General features: G+C 67.2%; 22 protein-coding genes and 1 tRNA gene. 4 read left to right on the top strand and 19 right to left on the bottom strand.

Annotation, left to right across the window (positions count from 1 at the left end; all coding sequences use genetic code 11):
• Positions 1–69: 69 nt before the first annotated feature.
• The 5 genes from MFF26_RS03275 to MFF26_RS03255 are packed head-to-tail and all read right to left on the bottom strand — an operon-like array spanning position 70 to position 3,791.
• A complete protein-coding gene (locus tag MFF26_RS03275; RefSeq protein ID WP_238307443.1) occupies positions 70–1,128 on the bottom strand; it encodes an MFS transporter in 1,059 nt (352 codons plus the stop codon).
• A 28-nt stretch (positions 1,129–1,156) separates the two neighbouring features.
• On the bottom strand, positions 1,157–2,452 hold the full coding sequence (locus tag MFF26_RS03270) for an arsenic transporter (RefSeq protein ID WP_137830853.1): 1,296 nt from the start codon (positions 2,450–2,452) through the stop codon (positions 1,157–1,159).
• 34 nt (positions 2,453–2,486) lie between these two features.
• On the bottom strand, positions 2,487–2,912 hold the full coding sequence (gene arsC, locus MFF26_RS03265) for an arsenate reductase (glutaredoxin) (RefSeq protein WP_137830854.1): 426 nt from the start codon (positions 2,910–2,912) through the stop codon (positions 2,487–2,489).
• A complete protein-coding gene (locus MFF26_RS03260) occupies positions 2,912–3,439 on the bottom strand; it encodes an arsenate reductase ArsC (RefSeq protein WP_137830855.1) in 528 nt (175 codons plus the stop codon). Before MFF26_RS03260 ends, arsC begins: the two co-directional genes overlap by 1 nt.
• Positions 3,432–3,791, bottom strand: a complete 360-nt coding sequence (locus tag MFF26_RS03255; RefSeq protein WP_444543612.1) for an ArsR/SmtB family transcription factor — start codon at positions 3,789–3,791, stop codon at positions 3,432–3,434. Before MFF26_RS03255 ends, MFF26_RS03260 begins: the two co-directional genes overlap by 8 nt.
• Positions 3,792–3,841: 50 nt before the next feature.
• Here MFF26_RS03255 and arsH point away from each other — a divergent pair, with 50 nt between their 5' ends.
• Together arsH and MFF26_RS03245 are read left to right on the top strand one after the other, a co-directional pair.
• Complete coding sequence (gene arsH / locus MFF26_RS03250) at positions 3,842–4,588, top strand: arsenical resistance protein ArsH (protein WP_137830857.1); 747 nt, start codon at positions 3,842–3,844, stop codon at positions 4,586–4,588.
• Between the two features lie 284 nt (positions 4,589–4,872).
• A complete protein-coding gene (locus MFF26_RS03245; protein ID WP_238307442.1) occupies positions 4,873–5,166 on the top strand; it encodes a hypothetical protein in 294 nt (97 codons plus the stop codon).
• A gap of 544 nt (positions 5,167–5,710) precedes the next feature.
• Here the strand turns inward: MFF26_RS03245 and MFF26_RS03240 are convergent.
• The 13 genes from MFF26_RS03240 to MFF26_RS03180 form a co-directional block, all read right to left on the bottom strand.
• Positions 5,711–5,785, bottom strand: a tRNA-Gly gene (locus MFF26_RS03240).
• Positions 5,786–5,878: 93 nt separating this feature from the next.
• Positions 5,879–6,370, bottom strand: coding sequence for a hypothetical protein (locus MFF26_RS03235; RefSeq protein ID WP_137830479.1), 492 nt, complete (start codon positions 6,368–6,370; stop codon positions 5,879–5,881).
• Between the two features lie 17 nt (positions 6,371–6,387).
• Positions 6,388–8,013: a hybrid sensor histidine kinase/response regulator gene (locus MFF26_RS03230; RefSeq protein ID WP_137830480.1), complete on the bottom strand. Its 1,626-nt coding sequence runs from the start codon at positions 8,011–8,013 to the stop codon at positions 6,388–6,390.
• Between the two features lie 279 nt (positions 8,014–8,292).
• Positions 8,293–9,693, bottom strand: a complete 1,401-nt coding sequence (gene lpdA / locus MFF26_RS03225; RefSeq protein ID WP_137830481.1) for a dihydrolipoyl dehydrogenase — start codon at positions 9,691–9,693, stop codon at positions 8,293–8,295.
• Positions 9,694–9,714: 21 nt separating this feature from the next.
• Positions 9,715–10,029, bottom strand: coding sequence for a DUF2442 domain-containing protein (locus tag MFF26_RS03220; protein ID WP_137830482.1), 315 nt, complete (start codon positions 10,027–10,029; stop codon positions 9,715–9,717).
• Positions 10,029–10,280: a DUF4160 domain-containing protein gene (locus MFF26_RS03215; RefSeq protein ID WP_137830483.1), complete on the bottom strand. Its 252-nt coding sequence runs from the start codon at positions 10,278–10,280 to the stop codon at positions 10,029–10,031. The genes MFF26_RS03220 and MFF26_RS03215 overlap by 1 nt, the downstream gene beginning before the upstream one ends.
• Before the next feature lie 26 nt (positions 10,281–10,306).
• Positions 10,307–11,653: a 2-oxoglutarate dehydrogenase complex dihydrolipoyllysine-residue succinyltransferase gene (gene odhB / locus MFF26_RS03210; protein ID WP_137830484.1), complete on the bottom strand. Its 1,347-nt coding sequence runs from the start codon at positions 11,651–11,653 to the stop codon at positions 10,307–10,309.
• A 74-nt stretch (positions 11,654–11,727) separates the two neighbouring features.
• The gene (locus MFF26_RS03205) at positions 11,728–12,030 is read right to left on the bottom strand and encodes a YciI family protein (RefSeq protein ID WP_137830485.1); all 303 of its coding nucleotides are present in this window, start codon (positions 12,028–12,030) and stop codon (positions 11,728–11,730) included.
• A gap of 27 nt (positions 12,031–12,057) precedes the next feature.
• Positions 12,058–15,048, bottom strand: coding sequence for a 2-oxoglutarate dehydrogenase E1 component (locus MFF26_RS03200; protein ID WP_137830486.1), 2,991 nt, complete (start codon positions 15,046–15,048; stop codon positions 12,058–12,060).
• Positions 15,049–15,265: 217 nt separating this feature from the next.
• The gene (gene sucD, locus MFF26_RS03195) at positions 15,266–16,150 is read right to left on the bottom strand and encodes a succinate--CoA ligase subunit alpha (RefSeq protein WP_137830487.1); all 885 of its coding nucleotides are present in this window, start codon (positions 16,148–16,150) and stop codon (positions 15,266–15,268) included.
• 8 nt (positions 16,151–16,158) lie between these two features.
• Positions 16,159–17,355, bottom strand: coding sequence for an ADP-forming succinate--CoA ligase subunit beta (sucC, locus tag MFF26_RS03190; RefSeq protein ID WP_137830488.1), 1,197 nt, complete (start codon positions 17,353–17,355; stop codon positions 16,159–16,161).
• Positions 17,356–17,437: 82 nt separating this feature from the next.
• Positions 17,438–18,400, bottom strand: a complete 963-nt coding sequence (gene mdh / locus MFF26_RS03185) for a malate dehydrogenase (RefSeq protein WP_137830489.1) — start codon at positions 18,398–18,400, stop codon at positions 17,438–17,440.
• Positions 18,401–18,733: 333 nt separating this feature from the next.
• Positions 18,734–19,465, bottom strand: coding sequence for a TetR family transcriptional regulator (locus MFF26_RS03180; RefSeq protein ID WP_137830490.1), 732 nt, complete (start codon positions 19,463–19,465; stop codon positions 18,734–18,736).
• Between the two features lie 254 nt (positions 19,466–19,719).
• On the opposite strand from MFF26_RS03180, the gene aroB reads away from it, so the two are divergent.
• Complete coding sequence (gene aroB, locus MFF26_RS03175) at positions 19,720–21,444, top strand: 3-dehydroquinate synthase (protein ID WP_137830491.1); 1,725 nt, start codon at positions 19,720–19,722, stop codon at positions 21,442–21,444.
• A 159-nt stretch (positions 21,445–21,603) separates the two neighbouring features.
• Here the strand turns inward: aroB and MFF26_RS03170 are convergent, their stop codons facing one another.
• Positions 21,604–22,323 carry a YggS family pyridoxal phosphate-dependent enzyme gene (locus tag MFF26_RS03170; protein ID WP_137830492.1) on the bottom strand — a complete coding sequence of 240 codons (720 nt, stop codon included), beginning with the start codon at positions 22,321–22,323 and terminating at the stop codon, positions 21,604–21,606.
• Between the two features lie 173 nt (positions 22,324–22,496).
• On the opposite strand from MFF26_RS03170, the gene leuS reads away from it, so the two are divergent.
• Positions 22,497–25,109 (top strand): leucine--tRNA ligase, encoded by a 2,613-nt coding sequence (leuS, locus tag MFF26_RS03165; protein WP_137830493.1) that lies wholly within the window; start codon positions 22,497–22,499, stop codon positions 25,107–25,109.
• The last annotated feature ends 1 nt before the right edge of the window (position 25,110 follow it).

Raw genomic sequence — 25,110 nt, 5'->3', positions numbered from 1 at the left:
GGCGACCAACGCCCATTCGTCGTCGGACACATCAGACGGGTAGGCTTTCCGGGACTGGCTCATGACCCATCATCTGAGCCGTCCAGCCGATAGATCCATAACAGCCTCTAGAGCCTGCGCGACTAGACCCGGCCGCGCCAGTCGGCCGAGCAGCGGCGCGTAGCGCTCTGGGCCGAACAGCGCCAAGGGCACGGTGCCCCGCGCGATCGAGTAGATCCCGTTGCCGGCGCCGTAGAGGATCAGTGCAAGGGCGACCAGCGGCAGTTCAAAGGCCAGCAGCGTCACACCGAGCGCGACCAAGCTCATCGCCGCTGTCAGGGTCCACAGCGGGTGATGCCGGCCCTTGAACGACATCTCGACGATGCGGGCGGCGACCTGGGACGGCCCAATCAGCGCGCCGAACGTGACGGCCGAGGCCAGTGGGACGCTCCGCGCCTGCAACAACGTCAGCACATGCGCCGAGAGCAGGCTCATCACCCCGCCGCCGAGGATCAGCACGCCGGCCATTAGCAGGAACGGCCGGCGTTCCTTGGGCGCCAGGGCGACCACGGGTGCCGGGCCGTCGTTCGCCCACGCCGGTCGGACCGGTGCCGGTGGGATCAGGCCGAGGATCAGCGGCAGCGACACTACGAGCTGTAGGCCGGCATAGACAAAGCAGGCCCAGCGCCAGCCGCCTTGATCGAGCAGGAACGCCGACAGCGGCCAGCTCACCGTGCTGGCGAACCCGCCCCATAGGGTCAGGGTGGTGATCGCCGGACGCGCCTCGGCGCCGTAGAGGCGGCCGAGGGTGGCGAAGGCCGGGTCATACAGCCCGCAGCCCATTCCGAGGCCCAGCAGCAACCAGCCCGCTAGAAACACCCACAGAGCCGGCGCTAGGCCGAGCACGACCAGGCCGGAGGCGAGGAGTACGGCCGCGACTGCCAGGACCGGCCGGCCACCGCGCTCGCTGATTATACGGCCGACCTGCGGCGAGACCAGGCCGGCAGTGAGCAGGCCGAGGGACAAGCCGCCGAAGATCCAGGCGAGCGGCCAGCCGGTATCCGCCGCAATCGGCGCGGCGAGGACGCCGAGCAGATAGAACGAAGAGCCCCAGGCGAGGATCTGCACCACACCCAGGGCTGAGATCACCGGCCAGCGCCTGTCCCGGCCCACCAGGCTACTGCGTCCCGAGCACGGGCAGCCAGGCCGCCAGCGCCAGCAGCGAGACCAGCAGCACCGGCGGCGTGATGACCAGGCCGACCTTCATGTACTGGCCCCACGTGATGCGCTGGCCCTTACTGGCCAGCACGTGCAGCCAGAGCAGGGTCGCCAGGCTGCCGATCGGCGTGAACTTCGGGCCGAGATCGCAGCCGATCACGTTGGCGTAGACCATCAGCTCGCGGGTCAAAGGTGTGAGATCCGGGGCCTGCTGGATCGACAGCGCTCCGATCAGCACGCTCGGCATGTTGTTCATCACCGAGGACAGGATGGCCGCCGCAAAACCGGTGCCGACAGTGGCAACCCACGGCCCCTGCCCGCCCAACCAGACCAGGCCGTTGGCCAGCTCGTCGGTCAGGCCGGCGTTCCTGAGGCCGTAGACCACGAGGTACATGCCGAGGCTGAACAGCACGATCTGCCAGGGCGCGCCGGTCAGCACCTTGCGGATCGGAATGACCCGCCCGCGCAGCGCCAGGCCGAGCAGCACCGCCGCGCCGGCACAGGTGACGACCGAGACCGGCACGCCGAACGGCGCGGTGATGAAGTAGGCGAGCAGCAGCATGCCGAGCAGCGGAAAGGCCGCCTTGAACACCACCGGATCGCGGATCGCGTCTCGAGGCGGTTCCAGCTCGCCGACCGGGTAGGTCGCCGGCACGTCGTGCCGAAAATACGCCCACAGCACCACCAGCGTGGCGAGGAGCGAGACCAGGTTCACCGGCACCATCACGGCGGCGTAGCGCCCGAACGTCACGTCGAAGTAGTTGGCCGAGACGATATTCACGAGGTTGGAGATCACCAGCGGCAGGGAGGTCGAGTCGGCCACGAACCCGCAGGCGACGATGAACGCCAGCGCCGCCGCCGGGGGGAACTTGAGGTGCAGCAGGATCGCCAGGACGATGGGGGTCAGCAGCAGCGCCGCGCCGTCGTTGGCGAACACCGCCGCGATGGCGGCCCCGAGCAGGATCACCAGCGGAAAGAGCAGCCGGCCCCGGCCGCCGCCCCAGCGGGCGATGTGCAGGGCCGCCCAGTGGAAGAACCCGGCCTCATCGAGCAGCAGCGAGATGATGATCAGCGCCACGAACGTGAACGTGGCGTCCCAGACGATATGCCAGACCACCGGAATATCGCCGGGATGGATCACCCCCGTGGCGAGGGCGACGGCCGCGCCGGCCAGGGCGCTCCACCCGATCCCGAGCCCCTTGGGCTGCCAGATGACGAGAACGAGGGTGACGAGGAAAATGGCAAGCGCGAGCATCGGGATCGTTTCTTTTTATCGGTTGGATTGAGGCTCAGGCGGTGGCGACGCGTCGGCCGTGCTCGTCCACGACCCGCTCACCGTCCTCCTTCACGAACTCGCCCTGTTGCGCCGGCAGGAGATCCAGCACGGCCTCGGAAGGCCGGCACAGTGCGACGCCCTTGGGCGTGACCACCAGCGGGCGGTTGAGCAGGATCGGATGCGCCTCGATCGCGTCGAGCAGCTGGTCATCGGTCAGCGCCAGATCGCCCAGACCCAGCTCCGCGTAGGGCGTGCCATTTTCCCGGAGCACATCGCGCACCGCCAGGCCGGCGCGCGCGAGGAGCTGCACCAGCAGCGCCCGCGCAGGAGGGGTTTTCAGGTACTCGATCACGTGCGGCTCGATGCCGGCGTTGCGGATCATCGCCAGGGTGTTGCGCGAGGTGCCGCAGGCCGGGTTGTGGTAGATCACCACGTCCATCACGCGACCTCCGGCCGGGGCGACGTGGTGCCGGCCAACTGGCCGATCTCGCGGACCTTGGACGAGAGCGCCACTTGGTCGAGGCTTCGGAGCGGCAGGGCGACGAAGGCCGTGATACGGTTCTTGAGGTAGCGCTGTGCGGTCACAAAGGCCCGCTTGCGCTCGATCTCCGAGCCATCGGCCGCAGCCGGATCCTCGATACCCCAGTGCGCCGTGACCGGCTGGCCCGGCCACAAGGGGCAGGCCTCGCCGGCTGCGTTGTCACAAACGGTGAACACGAAATCGAGCTGCGGCGCCCCCGGCGCGGCGAACTCGTCCCAGCTCTTCGAGCGCAGGCCCTCGGTGAAATAGTCGGTTTCCTGCAGGGTTTGCAGCGCCAGCGGGTGCGGCTGCCCCTTAAGCTGGCTGCCGGCGGAGAACGCCCGGAAGCGCCCCTGACCGTCCTTGTTCAGCATGGCCTCGGCCAGGATCGAGCGGGCCGAGTTGCAGGTGCACAGAAACAGCACGTTGTAGATGCGATCAGGCATGGGCGACGTCTCCGGTGGGGGTGCAGCAGGCCACCAGGGCTTCCACCGCCGGGGTGCAGACCTCCGGCCGTCCCTGACAGCAGTCGCGCATCAGGAAGGCGATCAGGTCGGACAGCGCCGGATAAGTCGCACTGTAGATGATCGAGCGCCCGTCCCGCCGGGACTGGATCAGCCCGGCACGGCTCAGTTCCTTGACGTGGAAGGATAGGTTGGTGCTGGACACGCCGACCTCGCCGGCCAGCACGCCGGCCGCCAAGCCGTCCGGCCCAGCGGTGACGAGGGCGCGCACGATGCTCAGGCGGTATTCCTGTCCGAGGGCGGCAAACGCCGCCACGGCTTGCGTGCTGTCCATCATTGATGCAGTATCTCAATTATTATTGAAACGTAGATGAAAGCTCTGCCTTGGACAAGCCCCAGCAGCCGTTCAACGATGGAGTGCCGAACCTCTCAGAGACGCATTTCGAGGTGCCCGCAGTGGAACGGCTGCACCCGGCGCAGCCGTTCACCCACGCGCCCCGCTTCCTGATCCTCTACGGCAGCTTGCGCGAGCGTTCGTTCAGCCGCTTGCTCGCCTACGAGGCCGCCCGCCTGCTGGAAGCCATGGGCGGCGAGGTGCAGATCTATGACGCCCACGGCCTACCGCTGCCCGACGACACGACGGCGGACCATCCGAAGGTGCAGGAACTGCGGCAGCTTTCGATCTGGTCCGAAGGCCAGGTCTGGGTCTCGCCGGAGCGGCACGGCAATCTCACTGGCGTGATGAAGAGCCAGATCGACTGGCTGCCGCTGTCTGAGGGCAGCGTGCGCCCGACCCAGGGCCGCACCTTGGCTGTGATGCAGGTGTCCGGCGGCTCGCAGAGCTTCAACGCGGTGAACGCCCTTCGCGTGCTCGGCCGCTGGATGCGGATGATCGCGATCCCGAACCAGTCGTCGGTGCCGATGGCCTACAAGGAGTTTGACGACGCCGGCCGGATGAAGCCGGGGCCGCTCTACGAGCGCGTGGTGGACGTGTGCGAGGAGCTAATGAAGTTCACGCTGCTGACCCGCGAGCGGGCCGACTACCTCGTCGACCGATACAGCGAACGGAGAGAGCGGGAACCGGACCGGCTCAAGGCTGTGGCCGCCGACATCGGCTTCGTGAAGCGGTAATCGATCGGGGCGGGGTCGTGGCTGCCGACATCAGCTTAGAAAGAGCGTCCGGCGGCTGCGCCTGAGACATGTAAACGGCGCGTGCGGCAGAGGCCACGACGCGCCGTGAGTGGGTTCCGGGTCTCAGGAAGGAACTGCATTCATCATACGCGATCGGGGCGCTTGCGATCGTGTCACTTCAGCCACAATCCCTCCAGACGAGCCGTCATCGGAGTGTCATGCTAGACTAGCTCGTCGAAAGAACACCACGCCGCCGAGGCGGTGCTAGGGGCAACAGGTGCGATATGGCCTCGATTGAAGAACTCGCGAATACCTTGCGCAGGGTCGCTACCAGCGGCATGAAACCCAAGGCGCTCCTGGCTGCCGTGCGCGAGAAGTACCCTGAGGCGACCAAGAAGGAGGTCATCCGGGCGGCCTTCTATGCGCTAGCCGAAAGCCAGAGCGGCGATCACAGCGAACTGCACAGCTTCGCCTTGGCAGAGCGGTGTGGGGATGAGGACGACCCAGTAAGGGCAGCCAAGCTGCGCCGAAAAAAGAAGGATCGGCAGACCGAGCCAGAGGTTCAGGCCCCTCATTGATATCCGCTCCGCGGGCACAGGCAACTTGGTGTGCAAGCCTCTCTTGGTGGAGCTCAATGCTTGTCTGCACGAACCGGCCGAAGGGTATGTCGTCTGTCCTGGGGTCGCGGGCAACGGCTTGCAGGACCTCTTCCAGCGCCACGATGCGCTCGCTCGGCCTGCGGTAGGCTTGTTCTAGTTCATCCAGGGCGGCTTCGATTCGGGCCTGCATGCACTTACCTGCCTCAACTAGGATCTGTCGGCCTCGGCGTCGGGTGATCAGAACCGATCCATTCCTTCCGAGAGGGCTTGTCCGCCTCAAGCGGAGTCCTAGTCGACTCCTTCAATGAGGACGGCGGGGAGGCAGTTGAATCGCAAACGGAGGCTCTCCGTTCCTTCGCATATGACGCGCAACAAGCGCCGCCACTCGCACGAATGAATCACCGCTTTGGGGCGGCCGGCTCATTCCATTCGTTGTACGAAGGTTGTACGGCCGGAGTTTGCAGCTAGCTTCTGACGAGCCCTGCATGCGAGCCAAACGATTGGTCTGACTGGTAAATTTGATTGGAGCGGGCGATCGGGATCGAACCGACGACATTCAGCTTGGGAAGCTGACGTTCTACCACTGAACTACGCCCGCACCGGCAAGCTCCGCCGGTGGCCCGGAGGCGGGCGGAGCGTTGCGCGTTCTGGTTCTACGACTTGGCGGGCGGCTGTCCACCCTAAAAATGCGTCAGACCCCGTCCGGCCGGCGATGCGCGCCCGCGGTTCGGCCGGCGATCAGCCCATAGACCAAGCCGGAAGCCGCGCCCGTCGCGAGCAGGAGAATCGAGAGTCGCGCTTCGGCGACGGCCGCCGCACCGGTGGGTGGGGGGACGGCACCGCGGGCGAGCCAGGGCAAGGCGGCCGTCAGCGCGGCGCAGGCGCCGCCGTACCAGAACGGCGAGCGCAGACCGAGAATCTCACCGATCGCCGCCGTCAGGAGCGGCGGCAGCGCGAGGAGAAGGGCGAGCGCCTGGGCCAGGATCGCCAGCATCGCGGTGGCCATGTCCGGCGGGAGCCCGGCCACGAGGTCGGTGAAGCCTACCAGAAGTCCGGCGAGGCCGAGGCGACCGAACGCGTCACGCAGCGCCGGATCGAGCAGGGCTCCGCCGGCGAAGACGAGGACGCCCGCGGGCAGCGCCAGCAGCAGCGCCAGGACGCCCGTGACAAGACGCGTCAGCATCCGCAGCGCGACCGGCCTCAGCCGACGCCGGTCGGACCGTCGATCACCCGGCGCACCCGGCGGGCCAATTCCATCCGCTTGTAGGGCTTGTTGATGATCTCGAACTCGGTGCCGCCCGCATCGGTGCGCTCCAGGGAGGCCTCGGCATAGCCCGTGGTGAGCAGCACCTTGATCTTCGGCTGCCGCTCGCGGGCGGCGCGCGCCAGCATCACGCCGTTCATGCCACCGGGCATGATCAGGTCGGTGAACAGGAGGTCGATGCGCGCCTCGCCGTCGAGCACTTCGAGCGCCGCCTTCGGGCCGTCGACGACGGTGACCTTGTAGCCGAAATCCTCCAGGATCGTGCCGGCCGTGGCGGCCACGTCCGGCCGGTCGTCCACGACGAGTACGGTCTCGGTGCCGTGCCGGTCGGCCGCGCGCTGGGTCGGCAGACGCTCCTCGTCGACCTTCTGGTCGGAGGCGGGAAAGAGGATCCGCACGGTGGTGCCGTGGCCGACCTCGGAATACAGCTTGACCGAACCGCCCGACTGCTTGGCGAAGCCGTAGACCATGGCGAGCCCGAGCCCGGTGCCCTTCCCCTCCCCCTTGGTGGTGAAGAACGGCTCCATGACGCGCTTGAGGATCTCGGGCGGCATGCCGGTGCCGGTATCGGTCACCGACACGACGACGTAGGCGCCGCGCGGCACCGTCTTGTAGAGGGCGGCGTCGTCGTCCTCGATCAGCAGATTCTCGGTGCGGACCGTGACGGTGCCGCCGTCCGGCATGGCGTCGCGGGCGTTGATGAGCACGTTGAGCAGCGCGACTTCGGCCTGAGTCGGGTCGATCCGGGTCGTCCAGAGATCGGGCGCCAGAACGCTCTTGAGCACGATCGTCTCGCCGAGCGTCGTGCCGGTCATCTCGCTCATGCTCTCGACGAGGCCGTTGAGATTCAGGAGACGCCCTTCGAGGCGCTGCTTGCGCGAGAAGGCCAGCAGTTGATGCGTGAGCTTGGCGGCCCGATCGGTCGCCGCCCGCACCGCCTCCCCGGCCCGCCGCAACCGCACCGGGTCGATCTCCGGGCGCTCGAGTTGGGCGAGAATCACCTCGTTGTGGCCGGACACGACCTGCAGCAGATTGTTGAAGTCGTGGGCGATGCCGCCGGTGAGCTGGCCGAGGCTCTCCATCTTCTGCGCTTGATAGAGGGATTCCTCCGCGTCGCGGCGGCGTGAGACGTCGAGCTGCGAGCCGAAGAAGTAGACCAGATCACCCTGACGGTTGAAGACCGGCGAGACGAACAGCGCGTTCCAGAATGAGGAGCCGTCCTTGCGGTAATTCAGGATCTCGGTGGCGAATTCGCGGTGTTCGGCAATCGCCTCGCGCACCTCCGAGACCGTATCGCGATCGGTGTCCGGCCCCTGCAGGAAGCGGCAATTGCTCCCGATCAGCTCCTCGACCGTGTAGCCCGTCATGCGCACGAAGGCGCGGTTGGCGAAGATGATCGGATTGTCCGGCTGATGGGGGTCGGTCACGATCATCGGCATCCGCGTCGTCTCGACGGCGGCGAAGAAGATGTCGTGGTGCTGATCGACGACGCCGGACGGCCCGCTGCCGGAGACCGACGGATTTTTGCCGGGCGTCTTCGGCTTCTCGGGTGAGGAGGGCATCGTGTCGGAATTCCCGCGGGTCGCGACCCTCGGGGGCCGGTTCGCCTCTCAATCCGACGATGCCGGAGGTCGTTCCACGGGTAAAGGCTATGGAGACAACCGGTCAACGATGCAAAGTCACGCACCCACGAATGAAAAATTGAACCGGATGCCAGGGAACTAAAACAGCATTTCGCCAAGTCACCATTGTATGAAACCATACAATGGTGACTTGGCGATGCCGAGACGCCGGGGAAGACGTTCCGGTACCGGCCATGCCGGCTCCGGAACGCTCTGCGCTCAGACGTGGATCGCGCGCTTGTCGACGGCGAGCGCGGCTTCCTTCACCGCCTCGGTCAGGGTCGGGTGGGCATGGCAGGTTCGTGCGATGTCCTCGGCGGACGCCGCGAACTCCATCGCCACGGCGACCTCGGCGATCAGGTTGCCGGCATCGGCCCCGACGATGTGGACCCCGAGCACGCGATCGGTCTCGGTATCGGCCAGGATCTTCACGAAACCGTCCGTGGTGCCGTTGGCCTTGGCGCGGCCATTGGCCGTGAAGGGAAACTTGCCGGTCTTGTAGGCGATCCCGTCCTTCTTGAGCTCCTCCTCGGTCTTGCCGACCGAGGCGACCTCCGGGAACGTGTAGACGACGTTCGGGATCACGCCGTAATTCACGTGGCCCGACTGGCCGGCGAGGATCTCGGCCAATGCCACGCCCTCGTCCTCGGCCTTGTGGGCGAGCATCGGCCCGGCGATCACGTCGCCGATGGCGTAGATGCCGGTGACGTTGGTGGCGTAGTGGCTGTCGGTCTGAACGCGGCCCTTCTCGTCGGTCGCGACACCGACGGTCTCCAGCCCGAGCCCCTCGGTATAGGGGACCCGGCCGATCGCGACCAGAACCACGTCGGCCTCGATCGTTTCCGCCTCGCCGCCCTGGGCGGGCTCGACGGTGACCGTCGCGCCCTTATCGGCCACGGCGACGCCGGTGACCTTGGTCGAGAGCTTGAAGGTCATGCCCTGCTTGGCCAGGATGCGCTGGAACTGCTTGCCGACTTCGCCGTCCATGCCCGGCAGGACGCGGTCGAGATACTCGATCACGGTCACCTCGGCGCCGAGCCGACGCCAGACCGAGCCGAGTTCGAGGCCGATCACGCCCGCGCCGATCACCACCAGCTTCTTCGGGACTTGAGCGAGTTCCAGGGCGCCGGTGGAGGAGACGACGGTCTTCTCGTCGATCTCGACGCCGGGCAGCCGCGTCACGTCCGAGCCGGTGGCGATGACGATGCTCTTCGTCTCGAGCATCTGGTTGCCGCCGTCGTCAGAGATCACCTCGACGCGGCCCGCGCCGGCGATGCGGCCGCGGCCGTGGTAGCTGTCGACCTTGTTCTTCTTGAGCAGGAACTCGACGCCCTTGGTGTTGCCGTCGACTCCGCCCTGCTTGAAGGCCTGCATCTTCGTCAGATCGAGCTTCGGCGTGCCGACATCGATGCCGAGCTCACCGAAATGCTTGTTGGCTTCCTCGAACGCCTCGGAGGCGTGCAGCAGCGCCTTGGACGGGATGCAGCCGACATTGAGGCAGGTGCCGCCATGGGTCGCCCGCTTCTCGACCACGGCGGTCTTCAGCCCGAGCTGGGCCGCGCGGATGGCGCAGACATAGCCCCCGGGGCCGGTGCCGATGACGACGAGATCGTAGGACATGTGTTTCCTGGTCTAGAGGATTCATTCGGCGGCGGTACGCCGCGCACGGAAGCGGGCGGCCATCTCCTCGACCATTTGCGTCTCGATGCGGGTGCGCGTCGCAGTCGGACAGAAGTCGATCTCGTGGCCGGGTTCATCGAGGCGCCAGCCGAACGTATGCCCGTGCTCACCGAGCGCCACGGTTTTGAAGAAATCTCGATCTTTCAGCGGAGCGAAGATTGGGCCCGTGGCGATCTCATCCGAGAAGTCGAGCGTACCGCTCAGCCTATCGTCGAAGGTCACGCGGATGACGGGGTAGCCCAGTGCCTCGACCGAGGCGAAGCGATGCAGTTTCATCAGATCATGCCTCCGTCGTAGCGACCGGCCTGAATCTCATCCCAAATATAGGCGACCTGATCGCGGTTGTTCTCCAGCCAGCGCTGCACTGCCCTCATCTTCGGACGGGGCAGCGTGCCGTGCAGCACCTCCCCCGTCGCGATCGAGACCAACGCCTCCTTACCTCCGAAGAAGACGTGCAGGTGCGGTGGAACGTGATCCTTATGGTAGATCACCACCCGCACGCCCTCGACGATGGCAATCGTCGGCATCGTAGAGCGCCGCCGATCGGTCGATCTCAGAGATCGAGGACAAGGCGCGCCGGATCCTCCAGCGCTTCCTTCACCCGCACGAGGAAGGTCACGGCCTCCTTCCCGTCGACGATGCGGTGGTCGTAGGACAGGGCCAGATACATCATCGGCCGCGCCTCGATCTTGCCGTTGCGAACGACCGGCCGCTCCTCGATGCGGTGCATGCCGAGAATGCCCGATTGCGGGGCGTTGAGGATCGGGGTCGACATCAGCGAGCCGTAGATGCCGCCGTTGGTGATGGTGAAGGTGCCCCCCTGCATCTCCTCGATGGAAAGCTTTCCTTCGCGCGCCTTCTTGCCGAACCCGCTGATCTTCTTCTCGATGCCGGCAATCGACAGGTCGTCGGCGTCGCGCACCACCGGAACGACGAGGCCCTTATCGGTGCCGACGGCGATGCCGATATGGTAGTAGTTCTTGTAGACGAGGTCCTGCCCGTCGATCTCGGCGTTGACCGCCGGCACGTCCTTGAGCGCGCCGATCACCGCCTTGGTGAAGAAGCCCATGAAGCCGAGCTTCGTCCCGTGCTTCTTCTCGAACACGTCCTTGTACTGGCTGCGCAGAGCCATCACCGCGCCCATGTCCACGTCGTTGAACGTGGTCAGCATCGCCGCCGTGTCCTGGGCGGACTTGAGACGCTTGGCGATGGTCTGCCGCAGCTTCGTCATCCGCACGCGCTCCTCGCGGGCGGCGTCGTCCGGAGCGGACGGGGCGCGCGGGGGCGGCGGGGCTTTCGCCTGCTGAGCCGGCGCCTTGTCGCCGCTCGAAGAACCGCCCTTGGCGATGGCGGCGAGCATGTCGCCCTTGGTGGCGCGCCCGTCCTTGCCGCTGCCGTTGAGGGAGGCCGGATCGACCCCCGATTCACGGGCGAGCTTGGCCACCGCCGGGCCGCTCGCATCGGCCCCGCGTCCGGCGGCGGCGGGCGGAGCATCGCCGTGGCTGCCGTAGGAAGCGGAGGATTCCTGAGCCGGCTTCTCGGCCTTGGCGGAGTTGGCTTCGCCCGTCTCCTGACGCGCCTCGGCCTTGGTCTCGGCGGGCTCCGCGCTCTTCGGCGCAGCCTTGGCCTCGGACTTGGGCTCCGACGAGCCGGCGCCCTTGCCGCCTTCGACGATCGAGCCCAGCACGGCGCCGGGCTCCACCGTCTCGCCGTCCTTGACCAGGATCTCGCCGAGCTGGCCCGCGGCCGGGGCATTGACCTCGAGCGTGACCTTGTCGGTCTCGAGTTCCACCAAGGGCTCGTCCGCGGCGACGGTGTCGCCGGGCTTCTTGAACCAGCGGCCGATCGTGGCCTCGCTCACGGATTCGCCGAGCGTCGGGACGAGGATATCGGTTGCCATGCTCTGTTCGCGCCCCCTCTTCGGGGGCCTCCTGTCAGGATCGGGATGAGGGAAAAGCGGGCCTCAAGGGATGCTCACGGCTGCCGCAGGATCAGGGAGGGGACGGGCGCCGCCGCGTAGGCGAAACCGGCACGGGCCGCGATGACGGGATCGTCGGCGCCGAGGGCCAGCGCGCCGGCCTCGTCCTCGGCCTCGACCAGCGCGAGCCCCCAGGTGCTGTCGGGCTCGAACACCGGGCCCACCGCGATCGCCCTCCCCTCCCCCGCTCGCGCGATCCAGTAGGCCGCGTGCTCGGAGAACAGCGCCTTCTCCGCCTCCGTCGCGTCGAACGGGAAGCTCGGACGCGGCGGGGTCAATCGGAGGAGGAAGTAGGGCATCGCCTTTGGCCCGTGCGTTCCGACCCGTCAGTTCGCCAGGGCCTCGTTGAGGAAGGCCTGGAGCTGGGCGAGGTGCTTCGACATCAGGCCGACGGCGGTCGAAGCCGAGGCCGGGCGTCCGACATAACGCGCCCGCTTCGAGGCGGAGCCCGCCTGTCCCAGCACCCAGTCGAGATAGGGCTCGACGAAGGTCCAAGAGCCCATGTTCTTGGGCTCCTCCTGGCACCACACCACCTCGGCGTTGCGGAACCGGGTCATCTCGGTGGCGAGCGCCTTGAGCGGGAACGGGTAGAGCTGCTCGACGCGCATCAGGTACACGTCGTTGACGCCGCGCTTCTCCCGCTCGTCGTAGAGATCGTAATAGACCTTGCCGGAGCAGAGCACGACGCGGCGGATCTTGTCGTCGCGCACGAGCTTCACGCCCGACTCGTCCTGCTCGGCGTCGTCCCACAGGATGCGGTGGAAGGTCGAGCCCTCGGCGATGTCCTCGATCTTCGACACCGCCCGCTTGTGACGGAGGAGCGATTTCGGCGTCATCAGCACCAGCGGCTTGCGGAAGTCGCGCTTCAGCTGCCGGCGCAGGATGTGGAAGTAGTTCGACGGCGTCGAGCAGTTGGCGACCTGCATGTTGTCCTCGGCGCACATCTGCAGATAGCGCTCCAGACGGGCGGAGGAATGCTCCGGCCCCTGGCCCTCGTAGCCGTGCGGCAGCAGCAGCACGAGGCCGGACATGCGCAGCCACTTGCGCTCACCGGACGAGATGAACTGGTCGATGACGACCTGCGCGCCGTTGGCGAAGTCGCCGAACTGCGCCTCCCACAGCACGAGCGCGTTCGGCTCGGCGAGCGAGTAGCCGTACTCGAAGCCGAGCACCGCTTCCTCGGAGAGCATCGAGTTGATGACCTCGAGGATCGCCTGACCTTCCTTCACCGAGTTCAGCGGCGTGTAGCGCTGCTCGTTCTCCTGATCGATCACCACGGCGTGGCGCTGCGAGAAGGTGCCGCGCTCCACGTCCTGGCCGGACAGGCGCACCCGGTGGCCCTCGGTCAGGAGCGAGCCGAAGGCGAGGGCCTCGGCCGTCGCCCAATCGATGCCGACGCCCGTCTCGACCGCCTTGGAACGGTTGTCGAAGAAGCGCTGGATCGTGCGGTGCAGGTGGAAGCCGGGCGGGGGGGTGGTGATCCGCTTGGCGATGTCCCGCAGGGTCTCGGCGGGCACGCCGGTGCGCCCGCGGCGGGGATCGTCCACGTCCTCGCGCACCGCCTTGAAGCCGGACCAGCGCCCGTCGAGCCAGTCGGCCTTGTTGGCCTTGTAGCCGCCGGCGACGTCGAGCTCGCTCTCCAGCATGGCGCGGAACTCGGCCTTGCGGGCGTCGAGCTGCTCCTGAGACAGGTCGCCCTGCGCGACGAGCTTCTTGCCGTAGGTCTCCAGCGCGGACGGATGCTTCCGGATGAGCTGGTACATCTTCGGCTGGGTGAAGGCCGGCTCGTCGCCCTCGTTATGGCCGAAGCGGCGGTAGCACAGCATGTCGATCACGACCGGCTTGCCGAATTTCTGTCTGTACTCGGTCGCGACTTTCGCCGCGAAGGTCACCGCTTCGGGATCATCGCCGTTGCAGTGGAAAATGGGCGCCTCGACCATCTTCGCCACGTCCGACGGGTAGGGCGAGGACCGCGAGAAGCGCGGATCGGTGGTGAAGCCGATCTGGTTGTTGATGATGAAGTGGATCGAGCCGCCGGTGCGGTGGCCCTTCAGGCCGGACAGGCCGAAGCACTCCGCCACCACACCCTGGCCGGCGAAGGCCGCGTCGCCGTGGATCAGCAGCGGCAGCACCCTGCGGCGCTCGACATTGGGCTTGGCCTTCTGGTCCTGCTTGGCCCGCACCTTCCCCAGCACCACCGGATCGACGATCTCGAGGTGGGAGGGGTTCGCCGTGAGCGAGAGGTGGACGTTGTTGTCGTCGAAGGTGCGATCGGAGGAAGCACCGAGATGGTACTTCACGTCGCCCGACCCCTCGACCTCGGCCGGCGAGGACGAGCCGCCCTTGAACTCGTGGAACACCGCCCGGAAGGGCTTGGCCATCACGTTGGTCAGCACGTTCAACCGGCCGCGATGGGCCATGCCGAGCACGATCTCCTCGACGCCCAGCGCGCCGCCGCGCTTGATGATCTGCTCCATCGCCGGGACCATCGCCTCGCCGCCGTCGAGGCCGAAGCGCTTGGTGCCGGTATATTTGAGATCGAGGAACTTCTCGAAGCCCTCGGCCTCGATGAGCTTGTTCAGGATGGCCCGGCGCCCCTCGGGCGTGAAGGAAATCTCCTTGTCCTTGCCCTCGATGCGCTCCTGGATCCATGCCTTCTCCTCGGGATCGGAGATGTGCATGAACTCGACGCCGAGCGTCTGGCAGTAGGTGCGCTCCAGGATTCCGACGATCTCGCGGATCGTCGAGAATTCCATGCCGAGCACGTTGTCGAGGAAGATCTTGCGATCCCAGTCGCTCTCCTGGAAGCCGTAATGCTGCGGGTGCAGCTCCTCGTGGTCGCCGCGGGGGGCGAGGCCGAGCGGGTCGAGCTTGGCGTGAAGATGGCCGCGCATGCGGTAGGCGCGGATCAGCATGATCGCGCGCACGGAATCCTTGGTCGCCTGCTCGACCGAGACGCCGGTCGCGGCCACGATCGCCGCGCCCTTGGCCGAGTCGCCGGGCTTGCCCGGCTGCGCCTTGGCCTGGATCTTCTCGCCGAGGGCCTTCTCGAGCGCACCCCAATTGCCGTCGAGGGCGGAGACGATCTCGCCGTTCAGCGGCACCGGCCAGTTGGGCTTCTCCCAGGAGGCACCCTCGGCATTCTTCTTGACCAGGGCGTCGTCCTCGCCGAGTTCGGCGAAGAATTTCTGCCACTGGGGATCGACCGAATTCGGATCGCGGGCATAGGCCGCCTGAAGCTCCTCGATCCACGCGGCGTTGGCGCCGTAGAGGAAGGAGGTTTCGAGAAGCGCTTCGTTCGCGTCCTGGCGTGCCATGGCTGCCTGTCCTGTCCGCTCGGGCGGCCCGCGCGTCGTGCGGGCGGCCACGGTCCAAGTCCGATCCGGCGCGCCGTCGGTCGCGGAGCCTAGAGCCCCGCGTCGCGCCTCCGGATGGAATCGGGGCACGGATGCGCCCCGACGATCTCGTTCATATGGGTGGCGCGCGTTTGCGTGCGGTGCAACACAGCCGCGCGGAACCCGGTTACAGAGGTGCTCAACCCTTCAGCACTTCGACGAGGGTGCGGCCGAGCCGCGCCGGCGACGGCGACACGCGGATGCCCGCCGCCTCCATCGCCGCGATCTTGTCCTCGGCGCCGCCCTTGCCGCCGGAGATGATCGCGCCGGCATGGCCCATGCGGCGGCCCGGAGGCGCCGTGCGGCCGGCGATGAAGCCGACCATCGGCTTCTTGCGCCCGCGCTTGGCCTCGTCGGCCAGGAACTGCGCCGCCTCTTCCTCCGCCGAGCCGCCGATCTCGCCGATCATCACGATCGACTGGGTCTTCTCGTCGGCCAGGAACAGTTCCAGCATCGAGATGAACTCGGTGCCCTTCACAGGATCGCCGCCGATGCCGACCGCGGTGGTCTGGCCCAGGCCCTCGACGGTCGTCTGGAACACCGCCTCGTAGGTCAGCGTGCCGGAGCGCGAGACGATGCCGACGGAGCCCGGCTTGAAGATGTTGGCCGGCATGATGCCGATCTTCGACTCGCCCGCGGTGACGACGCCGGGGCAGTTCGGGCCGATGAGCCGCGACTTCGAGCCCTCGAGCGCGCGCTTCACCCGCACCATGTCGAGCACCGGAATGCCCTCCGTGATGCAGACGATCAGCGGGATTTCCGCCGCGATCGCCTCGCAGATCGCGTCCGCGGCGCCGGGCGGCGGCACGTAGACGACGGAGGCGTCGGCGCCGGTGGCCTCGCGGGCCTCGGCGACGGTGTCGAACACCGGCAGGCCGAGATGGGTCGAGCCGCCCTTACCCGGGGAGGTGCCGCCGACCATCTTGGTGCCGTAGGCGATGGCCTGCTCGGAGTGGAAGGTGCCGTTCTTGCCGGTGAAGCCCTGGCAGATGACCTTCGTGTTCTTGTCGATCAGAATGGACATCGGTCAGCTCAGCCCTTCTTCACCGCGGCGACGATCTTCTGCGCGGCGTCGTCGAGATCGTCCGCGGGGATGACGTTGAGGCCCGAGCCGCGGATAATCGCCTTGCCCTCCTCGACGTTGGTGCCCTCCAGGCGCACGACGAGCGGCACTTCGAGGCCGACCGCCTTCACCGCCGCGAGCACGCCGCGGGCGATGACGTCGCACTTCATGATCCCGCCGAAGATGTTGACGAGGATGCCCTTCACCTGCGGATCGGCGGTGATGATCTTGAACGCCGCCGTGACCTTCTCCTCCGAGGCGCCGCCGCCCACGTCGAGGAAGTTCGCCGGCTCCTCCCCGTAGAGCTTGATGATGTCGAGGGTGGCCATGGCCAAGCCCGCGCCGTTGACCATGCAGCCGATGGTGCCGTCGAGGGCGATATAGGCGAGGTCGTACTTGGAGGCCTCGATCTCCTTGGCGTCCTCTTCCGTCTCGTCGCGGAGTGCCACGATCTCCGGGTGCCGGTAGAGCGCGTTCGAATCGAACGAGATCTTGGCGTCGAGGCACTTGAGATGGCCGTCGCCGGTGAGGACCAGCGGGTTGATCTCCAGCATGCTCATGTCCTTGGCCGTGAAGGCCGCGTAGAGCTTGTTGGTGAGTTCGCCCGCTTCCTTGGCCTGCGGCCCGGAAAGCCCGAGAGCCTTGGCGACCGCGCGGCCGTGATGCGGCATGATGCCGGTGGCCGGATCGACCGAGAAGGTCACGATCTTCTCGGGCGTATCGTGGGCGACCTGCTCGATGTCCATGCCGCCCTCGGTCGAGACCACGAAGGCGACCTGTCCGGTCTCGCGATCGACCAGCATCGACAGGTAGAATTCGGCGGCGATGGCCGCGCCTTCCTCGATATAGAGGCGGTTGACCTGCTTGCCGGCGGGGCCAGTTTGGATCGTCACCAGCGTCTGGCCGAGCATCTCGGAGGCGAATTGCTTCACCTCGTCGATGGACTTGGTGACGCGCACGCCGCCCTTGGCGCCCTCGGGCGCGCCCTTGAAGGTGCCCTTGCCGCGGCCGCCCGCATGGATCTGGCTCTTCACCACCCAGACCGGACCGCCGAGCTCGTTCGCCGCGGCTTCCGCCTCTTCCGGCTTGAAGATCGCCACGCCGCGGGAGACGGGCAGGCCGAACTCCTTCAGGACGGCTTTGGCCTGATATTCATGGATGTTCATCGGGACCCTCGTCGGACGGGCAAGTGATAAGGCGCGGCGGGCGGCCCTCCCGCCGCCCGGTCTCCGGCCGGATGGCGTTGGCTCAGGCCAGCTTCTCGTTGATGCCCTGACAGGCGGCGATCAGGCCCTTCACGGCGCCGACCGACTTCTCGAACATCGCCTTCTCGTCGTCGTCGAAGGTCACTTCGAGAACGCGCTCCACGCCGTTCTCGCCGATCACCACCGGCACGCCGACATAGAGGCCGTCGACGCCGTACTGGCCCTCGAGATAGGCGGCGCAGGGCAGGACCCGCTTCTTGTCCTTGAGATAGCTCTCGGCCATGGCGATGGCGGAGGCCGCCGGGGCGTAGAAGGCCGAGCCGGTCTTGAGCAGGTTGACGATCTCGCCGCCGCCCTTGCGGGTGCGCTCGACCATGGCGTCGAGCTTCTCCTGGGTGGTCCATCCGAGCTTGACGAGGTCGGTCAGCGGCACGCCGGCCACGGTCGAGTAGCGGGTGAGCGGCACCATGTCGTCGCCGTGGCCGCCGAGCACGAAGGCGGTCACGTCCTCGACCGAGACCTTGAACTCCTCCGCGAGGAAGTGGCGGAACCGGGCGGAATCGAGCACGCCGGCCATGCCGACGACCTTGTTGGCCGGCAGCCCCGAGAACTTCTGCAGCGCCCACACCATCGCGTCGAGCGGATTGGTGATGCAGATGACGAACGCGTCGGGAGCATGCTCCTTGATGCCGGCGCCGACGGCTTCCATCACCTTGAGGTTGATGCCGATGAGGTCGTCGCGGCTCATGCCGGGCTTGCGCGGCACGCCCGCGGTGACGATCACCACATCGGCGCCCTTGATCGCGGAATAGTCGCTGGCGCCCGCATATTTGGCATCGAAGCCGTCGACGGGGGCGGATTCGGCGATGTCGAGCGCCTTGCCCTGCGGCACGCCGTCGACGATGTCGAACAGCACGACATCACCCAATTCCTTCAGGCCCGCGAGATGGGCCAGCGTGCCGCCGATCTGTCCGGCGCCGATGAGGGCGATCTTGCTGCGTGCCATGGGTGGTCTCGCCTCCGGTCGTAATTCGTGACGGTTCGGTCCTGCCCCGGTCTCGTGAATGCTGCGGTGCGGCCGAACCTTTGCCGATCAACGCTGATGCGGCCGGTGTTTGGCCGAAAAGCCACAGGGCATCAACCCGACCAAAGGGGAGGTAAGCAGGTGTCGGGCCAGCCCGCGAAAAGCGAACGAGCAACCGACCCGTGATAGAAACTGATTTAAATCAATAGTTTGCTGCGCATCCGCCCGCCGCCGCACGGCCGACGAAGTGTCCGTGACACAACTTCGTGTCTGTCATTCGAACCGGAATGCCCACTTCGCATCGCAATGCCGTTCTCAGAACGTACCGGTGCGCAGCGCCCGCTGGATCGACTGGATCACCGCACCGAGGCGGGCGTCGAGCAGGTCGCGCGGCACGTCCGAATCGTGCTGGATCGCGACCGGATGGGTGAAGCGGTAGCTGGCATCGAAGATCACGGCGATCGCCCGTTCCCGATCGCGGGCGGCGAACACGCCGGTGCCGATCCCCTCCTCGACGATTCGCTCCACCAAGGCCCGCAGGCGCACCCGGTGGCGCCGGGCGATCGGGCGGGCCGCGACGGCGGCGTCGAGATGGACGGCGAACAGGTGCGGCTCGCGCACCAGCATCTCGCTCTGCGCCGTGGCCAGCGCACCGAGGAAGCGCTCGATCTTGTCGTCGGCCGGGTCCGGCGCGTCGGCGATGTCGGCGAGTTCGGTTTCCAGCTCGCGCAACCAGCGCCCCGCCACCGCATCGAGCAGCGCGTCCTTCGAGGGGAAGTAGCGGTAGACGTTGGCGTGCGTCATGCCGGCCTCCGCCGCCACCGCCACGACGGTGACGCGTTTCGGCCCGAGGCGGGCGAGATGCTCGCTGGCGATGGCGAGAAGGCGCGCATCGGTCGAGATCGGAGTCGGACGGGCACGGGCGGCAGGGCCGCTGAGACGGGGAGGACGCGATTGGTTTCCCCGTGGATCGTTTCCGGAACTGACCGCCTCGCGATCACTGTCGTTCAGGGTAAAGGGGAGTGAGACGTTTCCGAACGGCAGCATGATATCCCGGGCACGAAGCGACAAGCGTGGGGGCACTCGACCGGACCCGGTCGAGAGCGGTGCCGTCCCACGCATGCGCGAGCCTTCCTGCCCGCGCCGCGCTTGGCAAGTCTTTCCGCACAAGGAATCGGTGTGGAGGCTGCGCTCTATGCGCGCAAAAGCTACGCAGCCCCCCGTGCGGGGCTTCCGGCGCCGGGCCTCGCACTGTACCCGGACGGCTTCGCCGCTCCCGCAAAACCGTCTATGACCGCCCGATGACCGCCCCCGAGACGCCGGCGCCCCTGCCCGGCGAACCGATCGAAGCGCGCCTGCGCCGTGGCCTCGGGGCCCGGTCGATCGTGCTCGTCGGTTTGATGGGGGCCGGCAAGAGCACGGTCGGGCGCCGCCTCGCCTCGCGCCTCGGCCTCATGTTCAAGGATGCCGACCACGAGATCGAGGCCGCGGCCAAGCTCACCATCGCCGACATCTTCGCGATCTATGGCGAGGCGAGCTTTCGCGAAGGCGAGGAGCGGGTGATCGCCCGCCTTCTGCGCGAGGGGCCGATGGTACTCGCCACCGGCGGCGGCGCCTTCATGCGCGAGGCCACCCGCGCCCGGATCGCGGAGGGCGGCATGTCGGTCTGGCTCAAGGCCGATCTCGACGTGCTGATGCGCCGCGTGCGCAAGCGCAACACCCGTCCCCTCCTTCAGACCGAGGACCCCGAAGCCACCATGCGCGCCCTGATGGAGGTGCGCCATCCGGTCTATGCCGGGGCCGATCTCACGGTGCTCTCCCGCGACGTCTCGCACGATCGGGTGGTGCAGGACGTGATGGAGGCCCTCGACCTGCATATGAACCCGTCCGCCCCCCGCAGAAGCCCCGCCATGCCACAACCCTTGCGTGTCAACGTTCCGCTGAACCAGGGCCGCGATTACGACATCCGGATCGGCCGCGGCCTGCTCGACGAGATCGGGATCGAAGCGCGCGATCTCGGTGCGCGCGCCGCCGGCATCGTCACCGACGAGACCGTGGCGGGCCTCTACGGCGAACGGGTCCAGGCGAGCCTGGAGGCGGCGGGCCTGCGCTGCGGGATGATCACCGTTCCGCCCGGCGAGGCGTCCAAGAGCTACGCGGAGTTCGCCCGCGTCAGCGACGGCTTGCTCTCCCACAAGATCGAGCGCGGCGACCTCGTCGTGGCCCTCGGCGGCGGCGTGGTCGGGGATCTGGCGGGCTTCGCTGCCGCGAGCCTGCGGCGGGGCGTCCGCTTCGTGCAGGCGCCGACGACGTTGCTCGCACAGGTTGATTCGTCCGTCGGCGGCAAGACCGGGATCAACTCGCCGCTGGGCAAGAACCTGATCGGTGCGTTTCACCAGCCCCGCCTCGTGCTGGCCGATACCGCGACTCTCGACACGCTGTCGGAGCGGGAGATGCGGGCCGGCTACGCCGAGGTGGCGAAGTACGGTTTGATCGGCGACGCCGAGTTCTTCGAATGGTGCGAGACCAACTGGTCCGGCATCTTCGCCGGCGGCCCGGAGCGAGACGAGGCGGTGGCTGCCTGCTGCCGCGCCAAGGCCGGCGTGGTCGTGCGGGACGAGCGTGAGGATGGCGAGCGGGCCCTGCTCAATCTCGGACACACTTTCGGGCACGCCCTGGAGCGCCTGACAGGCTACGATTCCGCCCGTCTGGTCCATGGCGAGGGCGTCGCCATCGGGCTGGCCCTGGCCTTCCGCTTCTCCGCCCGTCTGGGCCTCTGTGGCGGACAGGATGCCGGCCGGGTCGCCAACCACCTCGCCCTGGCGGGTCTTCCGACGCGTCTGCAGCAGGTGCCCGGCGGGGTCGGCGACCCTGACGCGCTTCTCGATGCCATGGCCCAGGACAAGAAGGTGCGCGACGGTCGCCTCACCTTCATTCTCGCCCATGGCATCGGTCAGAGCTTCATCGCACCGGATATCGATCGGGCGGAGGTGCGGGCCTTCCTGGAGGACGAGCTGCGCGGGTAACCCCCTCCCCCATCGTCCCGCCCATCATCCTGAGGTGCGAAGCGAAGCGCCGCATCGAAGGAAGGCTCCAAGATCGCGCGAGACGCTGAAGCTCTCCCTCATGGCCCCGCCGACGCGGGCATGTCGGAATGAAGGGGAGGGACGGGAGAGGCGCTCGCCTCAGGCGCGCTTCAACCGCCTCCCGAAAATCGCGGTACCGACCCGCACATGGGTCGCCCCCATCTGGATCGCTGCCGCGTAATCCGCGCTCATGCCCATCGACAAGATCGGCAGGCCCTGTTCCCGGGCGATGCGCGCCAGCAGCGCGAAATGGGGCGAGGGCGGATCCTCGGCGGGCGGAATACACATCAGTCCGTGGATCGCGAGCCCATGGGTGTCGCGGCACTCGGCGAGCAGCGTCTCGACTTGATCCGGCGCGACGCCGGCTTTCTGCGCCTCGTCGCCAGTATTGACCTGGATCAGCAGCTTGGGCGCCCTCCCCGCCCGGTCGATCTCCTTCGCCAGCGCCGCGGCGAGGGAGAGCCGATCAAGGGAATGGATCACGTCGAACAGGGCCACCGCCTCGCGAGCCTTGTTCGATTGCAGGGGGCCGACGAAGTGCAGTTCCGTCTCCGGAAATTGCTCCTTCAATGCCGGCCATTTCGCCGTCGATTCCTGCACGTAGTTCTCGCCGAACAGGCGCTGCCCGGCGGCCAAGGCCGGCAAGATCCCCTCCGCCGGCACGGTCTTTGAGATCGCGATCAGGTGGACGCTGGCCGGATCGCGCTCGCTGTCCTGCGCCGCGCGGCGGATGCCGGCCTGCACCTCGGCCAATCCTGCAGCCACGTCGGCCTCACCGACGGGAGGCATGGCGTCGAGGGATGTCGACTGTTCGCTCATTCCATGTTCCTTGCCGTATTCTTTGGCCGTCTTCCTGGGGCGCGGGTCGCTGGCGTTCAAGGCAGGCCCCAGCGTTTCGTTGACCCTTCGCGGGACGGATATGCTAGGTGCCGATCCCGAAGGCGATGCCCCCTCGGGACCCGCCCCCGTTCTCCGCTGATCCGGCGCCGTTCATGACCGACACCGCACATCCCGCCCCGAGCCTCGAACGCTACAACGCCAAGGACGCCGAGCCGCGCTGGCAGCGGGCCTGGGACGAGGCGAAGCTGTTCGAGACCCAGAACGACGACCCGCGCCCGAAATACTACGTCCTGGAGATGTTCCCCTACCCGTCAGGGCGCATCCATATCGGTCACGTGCGCAACTACGCCATGGGCGACGTGGTGGCCCGTTACAAGCGCGCCAAGGGCCACAACGTGCTTCATCCGATGGGCTGGGATGCCTTCGGCCTGCCGGCCGAGAACGCCGCCATGGAGCGCAAGGTCAACCCGCGCGACTGGACCTATGCCAACATCGCCACCATGCGCGGGCAGCTGCAGAGCATGGGCCTGTCGCTCGACTGGAGCCGGGAGATCGCGACCTGCGATCCCGACTATTACAAGCACCAGCAGCGCATGTTCCTCGATTTCCTCGACAAGGGGCTGGTCACGCGCCGCACCGCCAAGGTGAACTGGGATCCGGTCGATCACACCGTGCTGGCGAACGAGCAGGTGATCGACGGACGCGGATGGCGCTCGGGGGCCTTGGTCGAGCAACGTGAACTGACGCAGTGGTTCTTCAAAATCACCGACTTCGCTCAGGATCTCAGCGATGCCCTCGATGGGCTGGAGCGTTGGCCGGAGAAGGTCCGGCTGATGCAGAAGAACTGGATCGGCCGCTCCGAAGGTTTGGAGGTCCGCTTTGCCCTCGCCGCCCCCTTCGCCGGCACCGAGGAACTGACGGTCTACACGACCCGGCCCGACACCCTGTTCGGCGCGAAGTTTCTCGCGATCTCGGTCGATCATCCCTTGGCGAAGGCACTTGCCGAGAACGGCCCGGACGGTGAAGGCCTGAAAGCCTTCGCCGACGAATGCCGACGCATCGGCACCGCCCAGGAGGCGATCGATACGGCGGAGAAGCTCGGCTTCGACACGGGGCTCAAGGTCCGCCATCCGCTCGATCCGTCCTGGGAACTGCCGGTCTATGTCGCGAACTTCGTGCTGATGGAATACGGCACCGGTGCCGTGTTCGGCTGCCCGGCGCATGACCAGCGCGACCTCGATTTCGCGAACAAATACGGGCTCGGCAACACGCCCGTGGTCTGCCCCGAGGGGCAGGATCCCGCGAGCTTCACGATCACCGACACCGCCTATGACGGTGATGGCCGGATGATCAATTCGCGCTTCCTCGACGGCATGAGCACGGACGACGCGTTCCGTACCGTTGCCGATCGGCTAGAGGCAGAGAGCCTGAACGGCACGCCGGTCGCGCGTCGCAAGGTGCAGTTCCGCCTGCGCGACTGGGGCGTCTCCCGCCAGCGCTACTGGGGCTGCCCGATCCCGATCATCCACTGCGAGTCCTGCGGCCCGGTGCCTGTGCCGGTCGAGGATCTACCGGTGAAGCTGCCGGACGACGTCTCGTTCGACCAGCCGGGCAACCCGCTGGAGCGCGACCAAGCCTGGCGGCAAGTGCCCTGCCCCCGCTGCGGCACGGCTGCCCGGCGCGAGACGGACACGATGGACACCTTCGTCGACTCCTCCTGGTACTACGCCCGCTTCACTGCGCCGTGGCTGGCGGATGCACCGACCGACCGTAAAACCGTCGATCATTGGCTCGCCGTGGACCAGTATATCGGCGGCGTCGAGCACGCGATCCTGCACCTCCTCTACTCGCGCTTCTTCATGCGGGCGATGCGGGCGACCGGCTGGGCCGGTATCTCCGAACCCTTCGCTGGCTTGTTCACGCAGGGCATGGTGGTTCACGAGACCTATAAGGACCCGGCCGGTGCCTGGGTGCCGCCGGCCGATATCCGTTTCGAAACGGAGGGCGGCCAGCGCAAAGCGTTTCACGTGAAAACCGGCGAGCCGATCGAGATCGGCCCGACGGAGAAGATGTCGAAGTCGAAGAAGAACGTGGTCGACCCCGACGACATCATCGCCAGTTACGGCGCCGACACCGCACGCTGGTTCATGCTCTCCGACTCACCGCCCGAGCGCGACGTGATCTGGACGGAGGAGGGCGTGCAGGGCGCTGCCCGCTTCGTGCAGCGCGTATGGCGTCTCGTCCACGGAGCGGCCGCAGCGAACGGGGAGGGAGGGGCTACCGACCTCGTCCTGCGCAAGGCGGCCCATAAGGCCCTGGCTGCCGTCGGTGAGGACGTGGAGCGGCTCCGCTTCAACCGGTGCGTCGCCCATATCTACACGCTTGCCAACGCCCTGGACGAGGGTTTGCGTACCGGTGCATCCCGGGCCGCGACCGGGGAGGCAGCCCGCATCCTCGTGCAACTCATTGCCCCGATGATGCCGCACCTCGCCGAGGAATGCTGGCGCGTGCTCGGGCAGACCGGACTCGTCGCCGACGCGCCGTGGCCCGAGGCGGATCAAGCGTTGCTGTTCGAGGATGAGATCACCCTCCCCGTCCAGATCAACGGCAAGAAGCGCGCGGACGTCACCGTCGCGCGGGACGCCGATGCCAAGGCGGTCGAGGCTGCGACCTTGGCTCTCGATGCCGTGCAGAAGGTGTTGGAGGGACGAGCGCCCAAGAAGGTCATCGTCGTCCCAGGGCGGATCGTGAACCTCGTGGTGTAAC

Source organism: Methylorubrum suomiense (genome assembly GCF_022179765.1).
GTDB classification, from domain to species: Bacteria; Pseudomonadota; Alphaproteobacteria; order Rhizobiales; family Beijerinckiaceae; genus Methylobacterium; species Methylobacterium suomiense.
Note: the sequence above shows the minus strand (reverse complement) of the source record. Positions and strands in the feature narration are given on the sequence as shown.